Source organism: Fibrisoma montanum (genome assembly GCF_003583365.1).
In the GTDB taxonomy this organism is placed as follows: domain Bacteria; phylum Bacteroidota; class Bacteroidia; order Cytophagales; family Spirosomataceae; genus Fibrisoma; species Fibrisoma montanum.
The window spans coordinates 502,785-521,837 of sequence record NZ_QXED01000005.1 but is presented as its reverse complement, the minus strand read 5'-3'; the positions used below and the strand labels follow the sequence as shown (position 1 = coordinate 521,837).

Genomic DNA, 19,053 nt, shown 5'->3' with positions numbered 1-19,053 from the left:
CAAAGGGCGCAAAACAAAACTGCGAACTTGGCGCTTCCATTGCGCCCTTTGCGGTTAATTAGTTAATGTTTGATATAAAGTAATGTGCTCCTGCACAAACTTCTCCCAGGAAAACAACGCGGCCCGCTGAACGGCTTTGGCAGCCAGTTCGGCACGTAACGCGGCTGACTGGGTTACCGTCAGCATGGCCTGACAAAGCGCATCGGCATCGGTCGGAGCCACCTGAATGGCTGCGTCGCCGACGACTTCGGGCAAGGACGACACGTTGGACGTAATGACCGGCAGACCGCACTGCATGGCTTCCAACGGCGGCAGACCGAACCCCTCGTACAACGACGGATACACAAACGCCAGCGCCCCGGCATACAACGGAGCCAGGTCCTCGTCCGGCACGAAACCCGTGAATACCAGCCGCGAACGTATCGATTCGTTGCGGGCCAGTTCCGCCAGAATCTTGTCGAACTTCCAGCCTTTAGTCCCCACCAGCACCAGCTTTACCTCGTTCGGTAACGCCCGGCTCTCGACCAGTTGCACGAAGCACCGAATCAGGTGATCGATGTTTTTCCGGGGTTCGAGCGTCGCCAGACTCAGCAGATACGGCTCCTCCCCTACACCCAGCCGCTCGCGAACCACCCGCTTCCGGGCGTCGTCTGTGACCGGGTGGAACAGGTCTTTCGAAGCCGCCAGCCGGATCGGTATAACCCGCGCCGGATCAAAGCGGGTATAGTTGCAAAAATCCTGCTTCGTCGCTTCCGATACGGTCACAACGCAGGCATCGGCGGGCAGGGTTCCAATCATTCGCTTCACGCTGTCGTCACCGTCGGGAAACCACTCGGGATGAAACACCGGAATCAGGTCATGTATGGTCTGCACCGTCTGAATGCCGGTATCCTGCCCGATCGGGACCGGAATCGCGTAGAAGGGCGAGTGATACACACTACCTCGCGGTATCTGTCCTACGCTGAAACGGGCTTCATGAGTGCCGAGTGCTTTCTTTGTTCGGAAAAACCCCTCCCGAATCACTTTCGAGGGCAGGCTTTCCGGCCTAAACGGCGACAGCAGCGTATTCTCCAGCCCGGCCCAGCGCTGCTCCCCTACTCTATTGATGAACGTCGGCCCACCGGTGCCGAAAGTCTGGCGGGCGTACCGCATCGTTTCGGCCAGGTGGGTGGGTGCCGCCAGCGACAGCCGAACGTCCGGTGCCTGCCAAAGCCCGTGCACCAGTTGTTCGTTCACCCGCCCGACACCCGTTCGCGCCTGCCGGTGGTACACCCCCAGCCCAAGCAGGCTGGCATCAACGGTTATGTTCAGCAATTTTTTCGTAGATCATCACCTGGTTCGACATCACCTTCGAGAAGCCCCGCACGTCGTCGCCGGTCCAGGCGTTGTTCATCTCCCCGTAGCTACCGAAGGCCGACGACATCAGATCATACGGCGACTCAATGCCGAGCACCTGGAAGCGGTACGGCGCCAGCAGGACGTGTACCTTACCCGATACGTGCGTCTGGGTGTCGGTCAGGAAGGTTTCGATGTTCCGCATCACGGGATCGATGAACTGCCCTTCGTGGAGCATCGTGCCGTACCAGTTGGCCAGTTGATCCTTCCAGTACAGCTGCCACTTGGTCAAGACGTGTTTTTCGAGCGTATGATGGGCTTTCAGGATAATCAGCGGGGCCGGGGCTTCGAAGCCCACGCGACCTTTAATACCGATAATGGTATCGCCCACGTGGATGTCGCGGCCAACGCCGAACGGTCCGGCGATCTCGGTTAGTTTCCGGATGGCATCAACCGGGTTTTCGAACGACTGCTCACCAACGGTTGAGCCAGCAATGCCTTTCAGTTCGCCCTGGTCGAAGGTCAGCGTAATGGTTTCCGGCTCGGTTTTGGTGACCTGCGTCGGCCAGGCCGATTCGGGCAGAAACTGGTCGGACGTCAGCGTTTCCCTGCCGCCCACCGACGTACCCCACAGCCCTTTGTTGATCGAGTAGGCCGCTTTGTGCCACTCCTGATCGACGCCCTTGCTTTTGAGGTATTCGATTTCGGCTTCGCGCGACAACCGCAGGTCGCGGATGGGCGTAATGATTTCGGCCTCGGGAATGATAATCCGGAACGCCATGTCGAAGCGAACCTGGTCGTTGCCCGCGCCGGTGCTGCCGTGCGCAATGGCACTGGCACCGATTTTCCGGGCGTATTCGGCCGCGGCCAGTGCCTGGAAGATCCGCTCGGCACTGACGCAGAGCGGGTAGGTGTTGTTTTTCAAGACGTTCCCATACACCAGATACTTCAGGCATTGCTGGTAGTAATCGTCGGTTTTGGCAATGGTAGCGTGGGATTTGACCCCGAGCGAGTAGGCCCGGTCCTCAATGGCTTTCAGTTCTTCGTCTGAAAAACCACCCGTATCGACCAGCACCGAGTGCACTTCCATGCCCTTATCTTCGGACAGGTATTTGACGCAGAAGGAGGTATCCAGACCTCCGCTGAAGGCAAGAACTACTTTTTGAGACATCAGACGTGGGACGCCGGACCCCAACAGCCCGCCGTCAGTATAGTTTTAGCGAGGCAAATATCGGTCATTCACCGGGATTATGCGTGATTGAATTTAAGGTTCTGTCGGTTTGGCTTTGTCCGATTGGCTGTACCAGCCCCGCCATCAATGAACCACGTGACGTTACACTACTCAACTTTTGTATTTCGATCACCTATTCCGTTAGGCGGAAACTGGTGTTTCCATTTTTCTCCGTACACTGATCTGTAGATGATCTTTATCTGGACATTCTCTAAATTGTTCCGGATGAACTGCTCCACACGCTTATCGAATGTTTGAATTAACGCAAACCGTTCGCCCTGAGGAATTACGCGCCCTTTCCACAAATCACTGGTCATACTGGTGCTGTCTTTCAGGTTGGCCGGGTTTAATATGGCTCTCTCCATTTCGCCGACAGAAGTGTAGAGTTTTTCTTTGTATTCAAAAGAAACGTCCTCGATGAAAGCGGGACCCAGCCCGTTGTTGGCAATGATAATGGCATAGCCTTTACCACCATCCGGCAATTGGGAGGTATTGTAGCTTTCCAGAATTGGAATGACGGATGCGTATTGCTGCGTTCGCTGCAAATAGGCCTGATAAAACGTAATTCCAATGGCGCAGAAACTTGATACGACGGCCAGGATGCTCAGATACGTATCGAGCGTAACGACAACTTTGCGTTTGGGCGGATTGCGGCTCATAGTACCGCAAGTATACTAAAACCAGTGAACTCCCCGGCAACACTACTCGCCTGCCTGGCAGTAATCCAGACTCCTACTTCGTTGTTAGCTGGCAAGTCATAAACTAACCCGGGCTTTTATGCCACCGTTTTGTACTTCTTTTTTACACCCGGTTCGGGTAATTATTGTTGGTGTAAGCTACTTTAGTAGTATGTTAAAAACATGTGTCAATGTATACCGGATCGACACTGCACAATAATGCTGAAAAAAGACTTTAAGGCCGTACTTGTTTCAATGAGTGGGGTTCGGGTGTACAATCAGAAACTCCTGCAACTTGGCCTGACCCTGCCGGGCTTTGTTGATAGAAGTAAGGTCATCGCGAGCCTTCCCAGTTTAGGGTTGCTCACCATTGCGGCTCACTCGCCCGACAACTGGGCGATTTTGTACAAAGAACTGGATGCCATCACCGAAGCCAGTATTGACGATATTCTGAACGAGGCACCTGACCTGATTGCGTTCTCGTCCCTGACCGCCCGCATCAACGAGACCTATGCGCTGGCCGATCGGTTCAGGCAGATGGGCATTACGGTCGTGATGGGTGGCCTTCACGTGTCGGCCTTACCCGACGAAGCCATGCCTCATGCCGACAGCGTTATCCAGGGTGAAGGTGAACTGATCTGGCCTGAACTACTAACCGACTTTCAGCACAACCGGCTAAAACCGGTCTACAGCTCATTGACCAACAAGCAGTACGCCTATCGCGTCGACTGCCATAAAGTGCCCCGGTATGACTTACTGGACATTGACAAGTACAACCGGCTGACCTTACAGACCACGCGGGGCTGCCCGCTGGACTGCGTGTTTTGTGCGGCATCCCGAACCATCAGCAGTTACAAAAAGAAACCCATAGCGCAGATCGACCGCGAGTTGGCCGCCATTTTCGAGGTCTGGCAACGGCCGTTTATCGAACTGGCGGACGATAACACCTTCGTCGATAAAAACTGGTCAAAGGAGCTGCTACGTTTGTTTGCGTCGTATCGAATGAAATGGTTTACGGAAACCGATATTTCCATTGCTCAGGATGATGAACTCCTCGAATTGCTGGCGGCATCCAACTGCGCTCAGGTACTGATCGGTCTGGAAACTGCGCAGGCCATGAGTTTGACGGGAGTTGACCGAAATAACTGGAAGTTGCGGCAGTTTGATACGTACCTGAAATCAATCGAGAAGATTCAATCCTATGGCATTTCGGTAAACGGCTGCTTTATCCTGGGTTTTGACACGGACACGAAGGAGACGTTTTCGCATACGGAGCAGTTTATCAAAGCCAGTCATCTGTCCGAAGTTCAGCTAACCGTACTGACACCGTTTCCCGGCACCGCCCTGTACCGGCAGCTGAAACAGCAAAACAGACTTCTGGCCGATACGTATTGGGACAAGTGTACCTTATTCGACGTGACCTTCACGCCCGCCAATTTTACGGTCGACGAATTAGAGAGTTCTTTTCAGGAGCTCATGGGCAGTGTGTACGCCAGGAAGACGGTAGCGGAACGCAAACGAACATTCAAACAAACCCTGACGAATAAAATAACCTCAACCCATGCTTGAAACCGTTCTCAGGTTACTAACCTTTCGGATAACGAGAGATGAATTGCTCAACCTCACCAGAAAGCATTTTATAGCCGGCCTGATCGGCACCTGGCTTGTCGGGATTGGCCGGTATTGGGACGACGCAGGCGCCAGTTTATTACAACACACCGGCCTAGGCTCCGTCATTTACATTTTTTTGTTATCGCTTTTCATCTGGCTTATTGTAAAGCCGTTACGGGTAGACAACTGGCACTACGGCACGGTGTTGACCTTCATCAGCCTTACCTCCTTTCCGGCCATTTTCTACGCCATACCGGTCGAGCAGTTTACCCCACTGGCTACTGCCAACAGGATCAATGTCTGGTTTCTGGCCATCGTGGCTGCCTGGCGGCTGGGGTTACTGTTCTACTTTCTGAGGGTGTTTACCTGGCTTGGCGTGAACTACATTATCACCATAACGCTGATGCCCATCTGCCTGATCATCAGTACGCTGACCGTACTGAATCTGCAACGGGCCGTGTTCGACATCATGGGCGGGCTGCGAAACGCAACCCCACACGACGGGGCGTATGCCGTTCTGGTCGCTTTAACAGTTGTCTCCGCCGTTCTGACCTTGCCGTTGCTGCTCGTTTATTGCGTAGCGATCATCCGCCGAAGTGAACAACGGAAGAAGGAAAAGCAGTACGTTGAACCGTAATCTGTCGTTCGGGATCTGACCGGGGCCACACGGAATAAGATACTGTTTACCAACCAGTCCGATGAATCAGCCCCTTTTTGATACTGGTTCAGACATAAGGTTCATAACAGGAACTACTTGGTCACAATGACCTTAAATAGGTACGCTCCGTTGCACACGTGTGAATAACCAGGTCTCAAAAACATCAAAAGCCCACTCGACAGGCTTTAATTGTTACACGCATTTTGCATTATTTGAATTTAAACCACTCGCTTAAATCAATATAATTACCTGATATCCAATTATTTAAGCTGATTTCATACCAGAAACTACTCGCTCGGTATCAGTTTTTGAGCACATTTACCTTGATGCACAAAAAGTGCGTATATTTATGAGTTGGCAGTATACTTGATTAAAAACTCTCATGATAAAAAAACGAATAAATACCTTCCTAGATTATTTGAGTGAAGTTGAGCAAAATCGGAACGATAACTATCAGATACATTTATTCCGTGGACAAAGTTATAGTCAACCCTTGCTTCCATCAATTGCGAGAGTTAATCCTCACTTTGACACCACAAAAATTGAAATCAGAATGCTTGAAGATTTAAAAAGGCGTTCCCCATTACTTGTGGCGAAGCCGCCGGCCTCTGATTGGCAATGGTTGGTATTGGCTCAACATTTTAGACTCAAGACAAGGCTTTTAGATTGGGCAAGTAATCCGTTGGTCGCTTTATGGTTTGCTTGTTCAAATGAGTATGTTCTAGACAGAGACTCATACGTTTATGAATTATCAGCAAACGAAGAAATGCTAGTTGATTTAACCCAAGCTGAGTCTCCTTTCTCAAATACCAAAACAAGAATTTTAAGACCCACTTTGAATAACGAGAGGATATTAGCCCAATCTGGGTGGTTCACTGCACATAAGTTTTCTAGAAGCCGAAACCGTTTTATTGAGCTAGAAGCTCGGAAAGAAGAAAGATTTAAAATTGTGGAAATCGAGATACCAGCCGAAAGCAAGAAAAATATTTTAAAGATGCTCTCAAACCTTGGAGTCAATTATCGTACAATCTATCCTGATGTTGAGGGTTTATGCCTTCACCTTAATTGGAAATATCAAAGCGAGATTCCTCAAACTGGTTAACAAGGCTACTGCTAACAGTGCATTGGCAAAAGCAAGGCTGGCGAAAAATCAATCGTCATTTTATTCGCTAATCCGTAGTATTCATCAGCTAGACGTTTTTCAATCACCTTCAGAATTAACAATTTATACTAGTCGGCATCTGCACCGAAAGACGAGCTATCAATTCCCTGTCTTCGCCAATGCTTCAATATTGGCTCCCATACTGAAAATGTACCGCCACCTTTAATGTTGGCAAGATGTTACCTTTTTTAGCAATCCAAGTATTTTCACCATTATGGTTAAAGAACAACTGCTTACAGATATAGAAAATGAGCCTCCAAACTACATTACTTCTAAATGGGTTGTCGAAAGAGTTCCGTTCATTTTTAATGGTGACATAGAACTCTATATTGATTGGAAAGAGAGATTATCACTCTTAATTGGTGTAGACAGTAAATCTATCGTTTTTACTGGCAGTTCTGCAGTTGGGTTTAGTTTAAATCCAGAAAAGAATTTTAAGCCTTTTGATGAGAGTTCAGATGTAGACGTAGCAATTATTTCAACTCATTATTTCAATATTTCATGGCATTATTTGCGGAATATTGGCACTGATTTATTTCGATTAAAACCAAAAGAAAAGAATGCTATTGATGATCACAGGCAGAGGTTGATTTACTGGGGTACAATAGCTACTGATAAAATTGTGCAATTACTTCCTTTCGGCAAAAAATGGGTTGATGCAATTGATAACATGAGGACTATTGAGCCAACTAAAGATAGGGAGATTAACTTTAGAATTTACAAAGATTTTGAAGCTCTTAGGAGCTATCAAACTGGAAGTATAAAAAAATTGAAAGACACACTTTTAAAACCGTAAAATGTCAAGTTTCATTCAAACCACTCATAAAAACGTTGCAGAGTTCAAAAATGCTTTTGAGAATGGCGAGTTAGATATGAAACCTCCCTTTCAGAGAAACCCAGTATGGACACTGAAACAAAAAAGCTATCTAATAGACACTATATTAAACGACTTCCCAATTCCAGAAATTTACATGCAAGAATTAGTTGATGAAAATGGAATCAAAAAATCTATTGTCGTTGACGGGCAACAAAGAATTACAGCTTGCCTAGAATTTTTAACCAATCAATTCGCCTTAGACCCAAAGGATAGTCCAGCATTTGCTAACTTGACTTTTGATGACCTTACTGTTGAGCAGAAAAAGAAGATATACAGCTACCGATTTCTAGTTCGTTTGCTACCTGCTATTGGTGACAGTGAACTGAGAGAAATTTTTCGTCGCTTAAATATCAATAACGTCGCCTTAAACCCTCAAGAACTTAGACAAGCAACATACTGGGGACCATTTATTGAAACAATGAATGAGTTGGCAGACCTCGGAATTTGGCAAAAGCTGGATGTGTTTTCCTCAAACGACATTAAAAGAATGCTTGATGTTGAATTTGTAAGCGAATTAGCAATTGCTATCCTGCATGGCTTGCAGAATAAGAAAATTGCTCTCGATAAATATTATGCACTTTATGAGACAGAATTTGCAGAAAGAAATAAAATCAAAGAAACTTTCGATTTGGTTTTGAGAGAACTTGTTAATATTATCCCAGATTTTGGCGATACACGCTGGGCAAAAAAAACAGATTTTTATTCTCTCTTTTTGGTTTTCGCCAACAAAAAGCATTTGTTACCCTTAGGGACGCAAGAAAGGGAAAAAGCAAGAGAAGTTTTAATGAGTTTTGCTCACGCAGTAGACGAATTTGTAACTATAGAGAAACAAGCAGGAGACACCGCTCATGTTTCGCAAGAAGTCACGCAGTATGCTTTGAACTTGAGGGCATCATCTGACCTAGGAGCTAGGAGAAATAGAGAAGAAGCACTAAACAAGCTATTGGCTGACATTCTGAAATAAGTACTGCAGCCAACAGGGGTTTGGCGTTATGGCGGAATGACGAAAGCATCATCATCTGTAGTACTTCTCTTCAGCAGCAGTTTTAGCTGACAGAACGCAGGTGAACGTTGGGTGTAATCATGCTGGACACTTCAAATCTGACAAAATGAAATAATATAATGTCAAATCTTAACTATTCATTTATGAAAGAATTCTTTTTGAAAAAATGGGTTAGACACTCATTGGTAGGTTTAGGAATGCTTATCGTTTGGCAAATTGGAGCATTTGCTCTTCGATATATGGCACGTTCAAATGGTGAGCAAATATTAGCTCCGTTATCCAAAAACTCTTCTATACTAAAGGAAGGGATGAAAACCCTTTCTACACTTGAAAAATCAAACCTTCAAAGACTTCTGAATTTATTTGATAGAATAGAAAACCAAAAAGAGCAGCATAAGGCGGCTTTCTTAGAATTCTATCCTTATCATTTCGCGTCGTCAGCGCTGTTATTAATTTTATCTTCTATTTCTGTAGTACTATTATTCCTTACAGCTCAAGTCGGAATGAACAATACAAGTCCGTACGTACGGACTATTTTTTTTACATTGGCAGCATTGACGGCGTTCTACGCATTATCACCTTTAGTATTTAAACAGGAAACAAATATTTCGACCAACCTTAGAAAGTTCATTCTTTATGACAATTTAGAAGGCGAACTTTATAATTATGCTGTTACAAACCCAAACGTGACTTCATCGAATGACACATTACCTTTTAATAAATTTCATAGTTCTATCACTAAAACTATGGCAGAAATTAACAGTATAAATGTAGAATTTGACTATAAAGTAATTCCAGTACCGGATTTTGGCTTGACAAAACCGTAGCTTCGCTCAACAAGTGTATTGCTGCAATTGGGGTTCGACGTTGAAGCAAAAGGCTTCGGTTCGCTACCCAGCAGCAGTTATTGGCTGGACGAATAAAGTCAAGCAAAAGTTCTTATTTTCATCATCAAATAAAACCAAGCTGCAGCATCAGCGGGACGTTATCCCCCTCACCTTCGGTAATAGTTTTCCGCTACCTGCAAACTTTTTAGACCGCTAAAAACATACCAGTATGCTTTACTTACTATGGGGACTTTTAAACATCGCAGTATTCCTCTTTTTTGTTATTACCTGTTTCAGAGCGACACGACTTGTGCGTGAACAATTTGGGCTGTTTACATCCATAATTTTTGTGTTTGGACTTCTATCGTTCATCAGCAATTCCAACGACGACGAAGTCAATAAAGAACCCAACTCGTCACAAATCCGAACCTGGAAGTTTACTTCGGAGGACAGCTTAAGTAGAAACGCAACCTATTTTATTGACGTAGAGTTAGAGAAGACGTTGATTTCAAAATATCAACTGGGCATCAAGTATGGCAAGGACAGACAAGGACAGATAAATATTCCCATAAGCGGCAATTCATGGACAACAGGCTTTGTTAGCGGTACAAACTGGAAACCTTCATATATCCTTGTAGACCGGACAAGCGACAATACCAAGTTCGAGTACTCTGTTCATGGTACTATAGAATGGAAACTACTAGGTGCGACCATTTATTCACAACCAAAAAAATACAAGGGCATCGTATCTACAAAATAAGCCAGCGGGCAACATGGCGTTTGCATCGTGTGGGCTAACGACCATGGGCTGAGCGTCTGTTTTCAAATTTTGCTTTATATCTTTATCCAGGGCTGGACGGAACACGAAATACCGTCACATCACCAATGCTTCCACGTTGAACATTTGACAGTCTGCGATGACACAACTTATCAGGACGCTTGAGGAGCAAAAGCAGGCGTTTAAAGAGCAGAAACTGTTGGCAACACCAATCGCTGGATTATTGGCCTGGCTTATCGTTGGCGTTGCCGGTTTGTTTTTATCGCCCACAGGTAAGGTCTGGGTACTCTTTATTGCCACAGGGAGTATTGTCTATCTGGGCATGTTTATATCAAAATTCACCGGTGAAAACTTTCTTGATAAGAATAAGCCCAAAAACACCTTTGATACACTTTTCTTCTACACCGTAGCTCAAGCACTCCTGGTTTACTCCATTGCCATCCCGTTCTTTTTGGTGGATTATTCGTCATTGCCTCTTACCGTAGGAATCCTGACGGGATTGATGTGGCTACCCCTGAGTTGGATCATTGACCATTGGGTTGGCGTTTTTCACGCAGTTGCAAGAACCATTGTTGTGCTGGTGCTCTGGTACGTATTGCCTCAACACCGATTTGTTGCCATTCCGTTTGCTATTGTTGGCATCTACGCGGTCACCATTACAATTTTGATAAACAGAAAGCGCTGATCTTAAAACGGTCTTCCTACAGAGGGCCTGCCAGAACTCGCGACTGAATACACATCAGTTATGTGCAACGATCAGCAGTTGTTCCGGCAACCATAGTAATTAGCCCGAACCGTTACCTCCTCCCCTCACAACAACACCAGCGAACTGCCCGGCATCACCCGCACTTCTACCCGGCCGGTCGGCACCGTCAGCGGTTCGCCGTCGGCGTGGATCAGCAGCGGTTCGTCAGTCTGCACCGTCGCAGTGGTTACGGGTCGACCCGACCAGTAGGCCGATTGGTTGATGCTCCGGTTAAACAAGCGCCACGTCAGCAGCCCCGCCAGGTGTTTGGGAAACGGGCGTACCTCGCACTGTTCGAGTCGGCCGTCGGCAATGTTGGCGGTTGGTGCCACCCAGACGCCGTTGCCAAACTGCCCCGCATTGGCGAACGTCAGCGAAAAGAGCGCTTTCTCCGCCCCATCCAGTACGTACCGTCCGGGTTGATAGCGCCAGAACGCCTGGTAGGCGGTCCGGATGTAGGTAGGCAAGCCCCGAACGGGCTGTTGGGCAAACAGGTGCGCTACGTAGGCTTCAAAGCCGAGTCCGGCCGTACAGAAAAACGGATGCTCATTGATAAGGCCGCTGTCAATAACCACGGGTCGGCCTTTCAGGGCCTTGTCGATGGCCTGCGTCGGATTCAGCGGGATTTTCAAGTGCCGGGCCAGTCCATTTCCCGACCCAATCGGTACGATGCCCAGCGCCGTACCGGATTGCCGCAATGCCCGCGCCGTTTCGTTGACCGTACCATCGCCCCCGATGGCCAGCACCCGGCTAATACCCCGCTGGATGGCCGATTTAGCCAGTTCAGTTGCATGGCCGGGGTATTCGGTCATGACGGCCTCGGGCGCGTAGTCAAGCGCTTCGGCCTGCCGCAGAAAATAAGCATGAAGCCGCGCTTTAAAAGCCGGGGAAGCCGTGCCCGAGAGCGGATTGATAATTGCCAGAACAGCAGGTGAAGCCACTACGAGAAGAAGATAAAAAGCAGAATGATGAAAATAACAATGAATACGTAGTACCAGCCATCGGAAAAAATGTACGGCTTATACTCGTTGTAAAAGTCCCGAATGCGCTTCATGATGTACGGAATCGCCTTGATCCTTACTGGATTGCTACTGAAGCCACTGGCGAATTGATAACAGTTTAATCAGTAAAAGGCTTATTCTTGTAAACAAAGTTCGCCATAAAAAATGAAAACCATTCGCTACATCGTATTGCTGGGGGGGGTACTGGTGCTGGTTCCGGCCTTTGCACAGACCGCTGCCGACCGCCGGGCTATCCTCGACATCCTGAAACGCCAGACCGGAGACTGGAACGCCGGCCGGGTGGATCGCTTTATGGAGGGTTACTGGCAATCTGACTCCCTGACGTTCGTAGGCAAGGTTGGAATCACCTACGGCTACAACGCTACGCTGGCCAATTACAAGAAACGCTACCCCGACCGGGCGTCGATGGGCACGTTGAAATTCGACATCCTGCAAATGGAATTCCCCGCGCCGAACGTAGCCTACGTTATCGGGCGCTGGCACTTAACGCGCCCAAAAGTTGGTGACGCGGGCGGTCACTTTACGCTTCTCTGGCGAAAAATCAAAAAGCGCTGGGTCATTGTCAGCGACCATAGTAGCTAAGGGATTTAATTCTTTATGCTATATAAAACGTCAATTTTAGCGTGATTTTGTCATTCCGACGCAGGAGGAATCTTAGGTAGCTGAATGGTTTGCTTTTACCTAAGATTCCTCCTGCGTCGGAATGACAAAATCACCCCTACTCCTCTCTCATTTTCAAATCCTAACAAGTTGATCTATATCACAAATAAGCAGTTGACGTTTGCACATTTATTATATAAGCCTAGTCAAACTTTTCTTTCCCAAATTTGGTTGACATATCAACAGGGTATACATTTGCGCCATGGTAGGAGAGAAAAAAATGGAAATACAGGATAAGTTCTCCGAGCGGTTGGGTTGTTTGTTCATTTTCATGATTAGCCACGCCGGTCATTTAATGGCTCGCAAGTCTAACCGCGAACTGACGCGCCTGGGCTTTACGCTGCAGATCGAACAGTTTCCTATCCTCTTTATCATTTATTTTTCCGAGGATAATTTGCTGTCTCAGCAGGACATTGCCAACATGCTCCAGAAAGATAAATCAGGCATTCAGCGCTCGATTCGCACCTTAGAACGCGATGGATATTTACGAATCGTATCCGACGACGTTGACCGCCGGAAGAATCTGATCCAGTTGACGCCGGCCGGAAAGCTGGTCGTTGAAAAAGTAATCGAAACGGCCGAAGTCATGGATAAACAGGTTACCGACCAGTTGTCGGCCGAAGAATTAGCCTCGTTTCTGACGACGCTCCGTAAAATCACAACGATACTTGAGAAGTAATATATTTTTTAACCAGATCGTTGATATATCTACAGTTGATAGGTCAACGTATTGTACTTATGAAACGTAAAATTGCATTTGGCTTAGTTGCCATTCTGTTAGGACCACTGAGCGCCTGGGCTCAGACGAACTGGTCGCTGAAACAGTGTATTGATTACGGCCTGCAAAACTTTGGTACGACGCGCATTGCCCAGTACCAGGCGCAGACCGCCGACCAGCAGGCTCGTCAGGCGCTTGGCCAGTATCTGCCGCAGGTGACCGGTTCAGGTACGTTTACCAACAACGTCAAGCTTCAGACAAACATCATTCCGGCGGGTGTTTTTGGTCCGGAACCCGTTCGGGTAGCCTTTGGCCAGAAGTACCAGACGAACCTGGTTGCGCAGGCAAACCAGCCTATTTATGACCGCTCGCTGCTGATTGGCATCAAGGCTAACAAGCCTAATCAGCAACTGGCCGAGCTGAACACGCGCCAAACGCGGGAGGACATCATTTACAACATCGCCAGCAACTACTACCAGGTGTTTATCGCGCAGCAGCAGATCCGTTTGCTCCGCGACAACCTGGAACGTACGCAGCAGGTGCTGAACATCCTTAAGCTGCAGCGGGATAACGGTGTCATTCAGCCAATCGATTACACCAACACGGAGGTTAGTTTCAACAACACCCGCTCGCAGCTTTCGCTGGCTGAAAACGACCTGAATCTGTCGATCAACCGCTTGAAATTCCAGATGGGCCTGTCGCAGGACCAGCAACTGGTTTTGCCCGACTCGCTGTCGTTCGGACAGATTGCGCCCATCGAGAACACGCCTTTCAACGTCCGCAACCTGGTCAGCTTCCAGCAGGGCGAGTCGAATCTGGCGCTGCAGCGGCTCCAGCTGGCCCGGATCAAGGCCGGTTATCAGCCGACCCTCAGCGCTACGGCCAGCTACGGTACGCTGGCGTTTGCCAACCAGTTCGGCGACGCGTTCAACCGATTCACGGGATTCGGAAACATCGGTCTGAGTCTGCGGGTGCCCATTTTCGACGGGCTGCAACGTGACGCCCAGATTCAGCAGCAACGGCTGACCGTATTGACGCAGGAAGAGCAGCAAAAACTGAACACCTCGTCGTTTCAGCTCCAGTTCAACAACTCGCAGTCGCAGATGCAGCGGGCTCAGATCACGGCCCAGAATGACGAACGTACCGTGAAGCTGGCGCAGGAAGTGTATAACGTAACGACACTGCAATACAAGCAGGGTACGAAGTCGCTGACGGACCTTATCAACGCCGACAACTCGTACCGGCAGGCGCAGTCGAACTACATCAATTCGCTGATCAATTACTACCAGGCCCGGCTTGACCTGGAGCAATCGCAGGGTACACTACTCAATTTTTATAATCAACTGTAAGTTTTAGACGCAGCATACACCATGAAAAAGACAACGTTAATCGTCGTCGTGGCTTTAGTCTCAATCACCGCTCTGATCGGTTTCCGGCTGGCTTCCAACAAAGAGAAGATTGATGCCCAGAAACAGCCGGTCGTGCAGACGAACGTGGCGATTCCGGTAACGGTTACGCCGGTAGAGGAAGCTACGGTCAGTCAGCAGCTTGTCAGAACGGGCAACCTGATTCCATTCAAGGAAGCCGACATCATTGCCACAACGGCCGGCAAGGTCACGCAGGTCAATTTTAACCTGGGGTCGTCTGTCCGGCAGGGCGCTACGCTGGTGCAGCTGGATAACCGGCTGAAGGAGCTGGCGCTGGAATCAACGCAGCTGTCCATCGACAAGCTGAAGAAAGACGTGGCTCGTTACAACACGCTGCTGGCCGGCAACGCTACTACGGAGATTCAGGTAAACGAAACGAAGTTCAACTACGAAAACGCCGTGAATCAGGCCGAGCAGATCAAAAAGCAGATCGCAGACGCCAACGTCAAGTCGCCCATCAGCGGCCAGATTGTACAGAAAGATATCGAACCCGGCGAATACATCACCGTCGGCAAGGTGCTGGGGCGCGTCCTGGACGTAGCCCGGCTGAAAGTCGACGTAGCGGTCAACGAAAGCGATGTGTATGGGTTACGGGTAGGTCAGGCGGTGAAGGTGACGGCTGACGTATTTCCGGGCCGGACCTTCAACGGCCGTGTTTCCTACATTGCCCCCCAGGGCACGGCGGAGCACAACTACCCCGTTGAAATCACCATCGACAACGCCAACGGTCTGAAAGCCGGTACGTTCGTAAACGTCGACTTCTCGCAGAAATCAAACCAGAAAGCTCTGCAGATTCCGCGTATCGCGCTGGTCGAAAGCATCAAGAACCCGTACGTGTACGTCGTGAACGGGAATGTAGCCCAACGGCGGGCCATCACCGTCGGTCGCGACTTCGGCGACACCATCGAAGTCATCGGCGGATTAGCGGCCGGCGATCAGGTCGTCACCACCGGTCAGTTGAACCTGAGCGACGGTAAGCCTGTGCAAATCACAAAATAAAATCAGTGAAGTAGTAGATGCGTGAAGTAGCAGATCCTGGCCGCTGGTGCGGGTCGATTGCCTAACTACTTCATGCATTCACTAATTCGCTCATTCACTAATCAACAACATGTCTGTATCCGAAATTGCCGTCAAACGGCCGCTGCTGGTTCTCACGGTCTTCACTGTACTGATTCTGTTCGGTGCATTGAGTTACCAGCAGTTGTCATACAATTTGTTGCCGAAGTTCGAAGCCAACGTGGTCAGCGTGGCGACAACCTACCGGGGCGCTTCGGCCGATGAGGTGGAAACCAACGTAACAAAGCGTATTGAAGACGCCTTGTCGTCACTGGAAGGTCTTGACCGCATGACGTCTACCTCGCAGGAGGGGGCATCCATCGTGGTTATTCAACTGAAAAACGGGGTGAATACAACCCTGGCGCAACAGGATGCCCAACGGAAAGTAGAACAGATTATCAACCTGTTGCCCGACGAAGCCGACCGCCCGATTATCAACAAGTTCTCGACCGACGAACTGCCGGTGCTGCGGATGGGCGTCACGGCCAATCTGCCGCCGACAAAACTGTACGACCTGATTGATGATAACATCAAACCCCAGCTTTCCAACGTATCAGGGGTTGGTCAGGTTAACGTCATCGGTGGTAACGAGCGCGAAATTCAGGTTAACGTTAACCAGGAAAAACTCCGGGGCTACGGTTTGTCTATCGGGCAGGTGTCACAGGCCATTGCAGCCGCCAATACCAGTTTCCCGGCGGGGCAGCTAGAAACCCGGGAGTCTCAGTATTCGATTCGGTTTGATGCCTCCGTCGAGACGACGAACCGGATGCGTAATCTGATCGTGGCCCGCCGGGCCAACGGCAGCGAAGTGTTGCTCAAGGACGTAGCGGAAGTGGTCGACGCAACGACCAAACCGACGGCTATTAACCACATCAACGCCCAACCGTCCATCGGTTTGCAGATCCAGAAGCAGTCGGATGCCAACGCCGTGTCGGTGAGCCAACTGACGCAGCAGCGCATCAGGCAGCTTGAGAAGCAGTACAGCAATATCAACCTGAAGTTCAATATTGCCGCCGACCAGTCGGTGTACACACTGGCTTCGGCCGACGCGGTGGTGTTTGACATGGGGCTGGCCATTCTGATCGTATCGGTGGTTATGCTGCTGTTCCTGCACAGCTTCCGGTCGGCCATGTTCGTGCTGGTAGCCCTGCCGTCGTCGATGATTCCAACGTTCGCGCTGATGTACCTGATGGGCTTCTCACTGAATCTGATGACCCTGATGGCCCTTTCGCTCGTTGTTGGTATCCTGGTCGACGACTCGATTGTGGTGTTGGAGAACATCAACCGACACCTTGAAATGGGGAAAGACAAGCGTACGGCGGCTCTCGACGGCCGGAGCGAGATCGGTTTTACGGCCCTCGCCATTACGCTGGTGGACGTTGTGGTATTCGTGCCGCTGGCCATGACCGGTGGTTTGATCGGAAATATTCTCCGCGAATTTGCGCTGGTGGTCGTTTTCTCGACGCTGATGAGCTTGCTGGTGTCGTTCACACTGACGCCGTTGCTGGCTTCCCGGTTTGGCAAAATCGAAGTGCTCAATCCGAAGTCGCTGTGGGGTCGCCTGAACATAGGTTTTGAAAACATGATCAGCCGCCTGACGGAAGCTTACGGCCGTATTCTGGTGTGGGTGCTGGGTCACAAGCGCTGGATTTTCTTAACCGTCATTGCCCTGCTGGTGGGTTCCATTGCCCTCGTTCCGGCGGGTTTCATCGGTGGCGCGTTCATGCCGCAGAGTGATCAGGGCGAGATGAACGTAAACATCGAGCTGGCTCCAACGGCTTCGATTTACCAGACCAACTCGCTGGCACAACGGGCTGAGCAGATCATCATGAAGCACCCTGAGGTGACCAACGTCTTTACCAACGTCGGGTACAGCAGCAACGGTCTGGCGACGGCCTCGAACAGCAACATTGCCGACCTGAACGTGAAGCTGGTTGACAAAAAACAGCGTACCATATCGACCGAAGAGTTTGGGCAGGTACTGAAGAAAGAAGTGGGCCAGATTCCGGGAGTAAAAGTTACGGTTAGCCCCGTGGGAATTGTCGGTGCCCAGCAGGCTCCGATCCAGATCGCGGTGAAAGGCACTAACCTGAAGGACATTCGGGAAGCAGCCGCTACCGTTATGAACGTAACGAAATCGGTGCCGGGCACGCAGGACGTGAAGTATTCGGTGAAAGATCCGAAGCCTGAGGTAACGGTCAACCTCGACCGGGAGAAGATGGCCCAACTGGGTATCAACGCAACGGACGTAGGTATGGCGCTGCAAAACGCTTTCCGCGGCAACGACCAGTCGAAGTTCAAACAGGGCGGTAACGAATACGACATCCTGATCAGCCTGGATCGTTTTGACCGTACGAGTCCGCAGGACGTAAGCCGGCTGACGTTCGTCAACAACCAGGGCCGAACGTTCGAACTGTCGCAGTTTGCGACGGTGCAGGAGCAGATCGGCGAAAGCGTACTGGAACGGATCGACCGACTGTCGTCGGTAACGATCAACGCCCAGGTGGTAGGCCGTCCGGTCGGTACGGTCGGTAGCGACATTCAGGCCAAGATGGCTCAGCAAAAACTGCCCGAAGGCGTGTCAATTCAGTACCTGGGTCAATTGCAGCAACAGTCCGACGCCTTCGGTAGTCTGGGCCTGGCCCTGATGATTGCCATTTTGCTGGTGTATTTCATCATGGTGGCGCTCTACGAAAGCGTGGTGTATCCGTTCGTCGTTCTGTTCTCGATTCCGGTTGCCCTGATCGGAGCGTTGCTGGCCCTGGCGCTGACGATGGAAAGCCTGACGGTGTTCTCGATTGTGGGTATGATCATGCTGCTCGGTCTGGTTGCCAAGAACGCCATTCTGATCGTTGACTTTGCCAATCAGTTGAAAGCGGAAGGCCACGATGTCGTTCACGCGCTGATCGAAGCCGGCAAGGAACGTCTGCGCCCGATCCTGATGACGACCCTGGCGATGATTCTGGGTATGCTGCCGATTGCGCTGGCCAGCGGTGCCGGTGCCGAAACAAAGAACGGTATGGCCTGGGTCATCATCGGCGGTCTGACCTCGTCCATGCTGCTGACGCTGCTGGTGGTACCGGCCATGTACCTCGTCGTTGACCGGCTCATTGCCCGGTTTACGAAGAAACCCACAACCCCGAAAAAGTCCCAGGAACTGGAGGTCGCCAAAGCGATTGGTTAATCTTAATCTATAGTGATTTTATATAGCCTGCTCGTAAAAGCAGGCTTTTTTTTGGTTTACCCCAACCCCCTGAAGGACGGTT

At 49.7% G+C, this 19,053-nt stretch carries 17 protein-coding genes; 13 read left to right on the top strand and 4 right to left on the bottom strand.

Annotation, left to right across the window (positions count from 1 at the left end):
- Positions 1–54 precede the first annotated feature (54 nt).
- From DYU11_RS19130 to DYU11_RS19120, 3 genes are all read right to left on the bottom strand, one after another.
- Entirely contained in the window at positions 55–1,314 is a 1,260-nt protein-coding gene (locus tag DYU11_RS19130) for a glycosyltransferase family 4 protein (protein WP_119669306.1), read from the bottom strand.
- Positions 1,295–2,506, bottom strand: coding sequence for an argininosuccinate synthase (locus DYU11_RS19125; RefSeq protein WP_119669305.1), 1,212 nt, complete (start codon positions 2,504–2,506; stop codon positions 1,295–1,297). Before DYU11_RS19125 ends, DYU11_RS19130 begins: the two co-directional genes overlap by 20 nt.
- A 167-nt stretch (positions 2,507–2,673) precedes the next feature.
- Complete coding sequence (locus tag DYU11_RS19120; RefSeq protein WP_119669304.1) at positions 2,674–3,225, bottom strand: hypothetical protein; 552 nt, start codon at positions 3,223–3,225, stop codon at positions 2,674–2,676.
- A gap of 237 nt (positions 3,226–3,462) precedes the next feature.
- Here DYU11_RS19120 and DYU11_RS19115 point away from each other — a divergent pair, with 237 nt between their 5' ends.
- From DYU11_RS19115 to DYU11_RS19080, 8 genes are all read left to right on the top strand, one after another.
- Positions 3,463–4,812 (top strand): B12-binding domain-containing radical SAM protein, encoded by a 1,350-nt coding sequence (locus tag DYU11_RS19115; protein WP_119669303.1) that lies wholly within the window; start codon positions 3,463–3,465, stop codon positions 4,810–4,812.
- Positions 4,805–5,491, top strand: a complete 687-nt coding sequence (locus DYU11_RS19110) for a hypothetical protein (RefSeq protein WP_119669302.1) — start codon at positions 4,805–4,807, stop codon at positions 5,489–5,491. Before DYU11_RS19115 ends, DYU11_RS19110 begins: the two co-directional genes overlap by 8 nt.
- A gap of 403 nt (positions 5,492–5,894) precedes the next feature.
- Positions 5,895–6,614, top strand: coding sequence for an FRG domain-containing protein (locus DYU11_RS19105; protein ID WP_119669301.1), 720 nt, complete (start codon positions 5,895–5,897; stop codon positions 6,612–6,614).
- 274 nt (positions 6,615–6,888) lie between these two features.
- Positions 6,889–7,470, top strand: a complete 582-nt coding sequence (locus tag DYU11_RS19100) for a hypothetical protein (protein ID WP_119669300.1) — start codon at positions 6,889–6,891, stop codon at positions 7,468–7,470.
- A 1-nt stretch (position 7,471) separates the two neighbouring features.
- Positions 7,472–8,515: a DUF262 domain-containing protein gene (locus DYU11_RS19095; RefSeq protein WP_119669299.1), complete on the top strand. Its 1,044-nt coding sequence runs from the start codon at positions 7,472–7,474 to the stop codon at positions 8,513–8,515.
- Positions 8,516–8,697: 182 nt separating this feature from the next.
- Positions 8,698–9,381 (top strand): hypothetical protein, encoded by a 684-nt coding sequence (locus DYU11_RS19090; RefSeq protein WP_119669298.1) that lies wholly within the window; start codon positions 8,698–8,700, stop codon positions 9,379–9,381.
- A gap of 229 nt (positions 9,382–9,610) precedes the next feature.
- A complete protein-coding gene (locus DYU11_RS19085; RefSeq protein ID WP_119669297.1) occupies positions 9,611–10,141 on the top strand; it encodes a hypothetical protein in 531 nt (176 codons plus the stop codon).
- A gap of 157 nt (positions 10,142–10,298) precedes the next feature.
- Positions 10,299–10,844: a DUF7010 family protein gene (locus tag DYU11_RS19080; RefSeq protein ID WP_119669296.1), complete on the top strand. Its 546-nt coding sequence runs from the start codon at positions 10,299–10,301 to the stop codon at positions 10,842–10,844.
- Positions 10,845–10,969: 125 nt separating this feature from the next.
- Here DYU11_RS19080 and DYU11_RS19075 read toward each other — a convergent pair whose 3' ends face one another.
- Positions 10,970–11,845: a diacylglycerol/lipid kinase family protein gene (locus DYU11_RS19075; protein WP_119669295.1), complete on the bottom strand. Its 876-nt coding sequence runs from the start codon at positions 11,843–11,845 to the stop codon at positions 10,970–10,972.
- Between the two features lie 225 nt (positions 11,846–12,070).
- Here DYU11_RS19075 and DYU11_RS19070 point away from each other — a divergent pair, with 225 nt between their 5' ends.
- The 5 genes from DYU11_RS19070 (at position 12,071) to DYU11_RS19050 (ending at position 18,971) form a co-directional block, all read left to right on the top strand.
- Complete coding sequence (locus tag DYU11_RS19070) at positions 12,071–12,508, top strand: YybH family protein (RefSeq protein ID WP_119669294.1); 438 nt, start codon at positions 12,071–12,073, stop codon at positions 12,506–12,508.
- A 373-nt stretch (positions 12,509–12,881) separates the two neighbouring features.
- Positions 12,882–13,265: a MarR family winged helix-turn-helix transcriptional regulator gene (locus tag DYU11_RS19065; RefSeq protein ID WP_229365931.1), complete on the top strand. Its 384-nt coding sequence runs from the start codon at positions 12,882–12,884 to the stop codon at positions 13,263–13,265.
- A gap of 59 nt (positions 13,266–13,324) precedes the next feature.
- Positions 13,325–14,653 (top strand): TolC family protein, encoded by a 1,329-nt coding sequence (locus DYU11_RS19060; RefSeq protein WP_119669292.1) that lies wholly within the window; start codon positions 13,325–13,327, stop codon positions 14,651–14,653.
- A gap of 21 nt (positions 14,654–14,674) precedes the next feature.
- On the top strand, positions 14,675–15,730 hold the full coding sequence (locus DYU11_RS19055; protein WP_119669291.1) for an efflux RND transporter periplasmic adaptor subunit: 1,056 nt from the start codon (positions 14,675–14,677) through the stop codon (positions 15,728–15,730).
- 109 nt (positions 15,731–15,839) lie between these two features.
- Positions 15,840–18,971 carry an efflux RND transporter permease subunit gene (locus DYU11_RS19050; protein ID WP_119669290.1) on the top strand — a complete coding sequence of 1,044 codons (3,132 nt, stop codon included), beginning with the start codon at positions 15,840–15,842 and terminating at the stop codon, positions 18,969–18,971.
- Positions 18,972–19,053 lie beyond the last annotated feature (82 nt).

Bases quoted from the DNA above. Each gene is read 5' to 3' on its own strand.
- DYU11_RS19125 (WP_119669305.1), bottom strand. From the start codon at position 2,506: ATGTCTCAAAAAGTAGTTCTTGCCTTCAGCGGAGGTCTGGATACCTCC.
- DYU11_RS19120 (WP_119669304.1), bottom strand. From the start codon at position 3,225: ATGAGCCGCAATCCGCCCAAACGCAAAGTTGTCGTTACGCTCGATACG.
- DYU11_RS19115 (WP_119669303.1), top strand. From the start codon at position 3,463: ATGCTGAAAAAAGACTTTAAGGCCGTACTTGTTTCAATGAGTGGGGTT.
- DYU11_RS19110 (WP_119669302.1), top strand. From the start codon at position 4,805: ATGCTTGAAACCGTTCTCAGGTTACTAACCTTTCGGATAACGAGAGAT.
- DYU11_RS19105 (WP_119669301.1), top strand. From the start codon at position 5,895: ATGATAAAAAAACGAATAAATACCTTCCTAGATTATTTGAGTGAAGTT.
- DYU11_RS19100 (WP_119669300.1), top strand. From the start codon at position 6,889: ATGGTTAAAGAACAACTGCTTACAGATATAGAAAATGAGCCTCCAAAC.
- DYU11_RS19095 (WP_119669299.1), top strand. From the start codon at position 7,472: ATGTCAAGTTTCATTCAAACCACTCATAAAAACGTTGCAGAGTTCAAA.
- DYU11_RS19090 (WP_119669298.1), top strand. From the start codon at position 8,698: ATGAAAGAATTCTTTTTGAAAAAATGGGTTAGACACTCATTGGTAGGT.
- DYU11_RS19085 (WP_119669297.1), top strand. From the start codon at position 9,611: ATGCTTTACTTACTATGGGGACTTTTAAACATCGCAGTATTCCTCTTT.
- DYU11_RS19080 (WP_119669296.1), top strand. From the start codon at position 10,299: ATGACACAACTTATCAGGACGCTTGAGGAGCAAAAGCAGGCGTTTAAA.
- DYU11_RS19070 (WP_119669294.1), top strand. From the start codon at position 12,071: ATGAAAACCATTCGCTACATCGTATTGCTGGGGGGGGTACTGGTGCTG.
- DYU11_RS19065 (WP_229365931.1), top strand. From the start codon at position 12,882: ATGGCTCGCAAGTCTAACCGCGAACTGACGCGCCTGGGCTTTACGCTG.
- DYU11_RS19060 (WP_119669292.1), top strand. From the start codon at position 13,325: ATGAAACGTAAAATTGCATTTGGCTTAGTTGCCATTCTGTTAGGACCA.
- DYU11_RS19055 (WP_119669291.1), top strand. From the start codon at position 14,675: ATGAAAAAGACAACGTTAATCGTCGTCGTGGCTTTAGTCTCAATCACC.
- DYU11_RS19050 (WP_119669290.1), top strand. From the start codon at position 15,840: ATGTCTGTATCCGAAATTGCCGTCAAACGGCCGCTGCTGGTTCTCACG.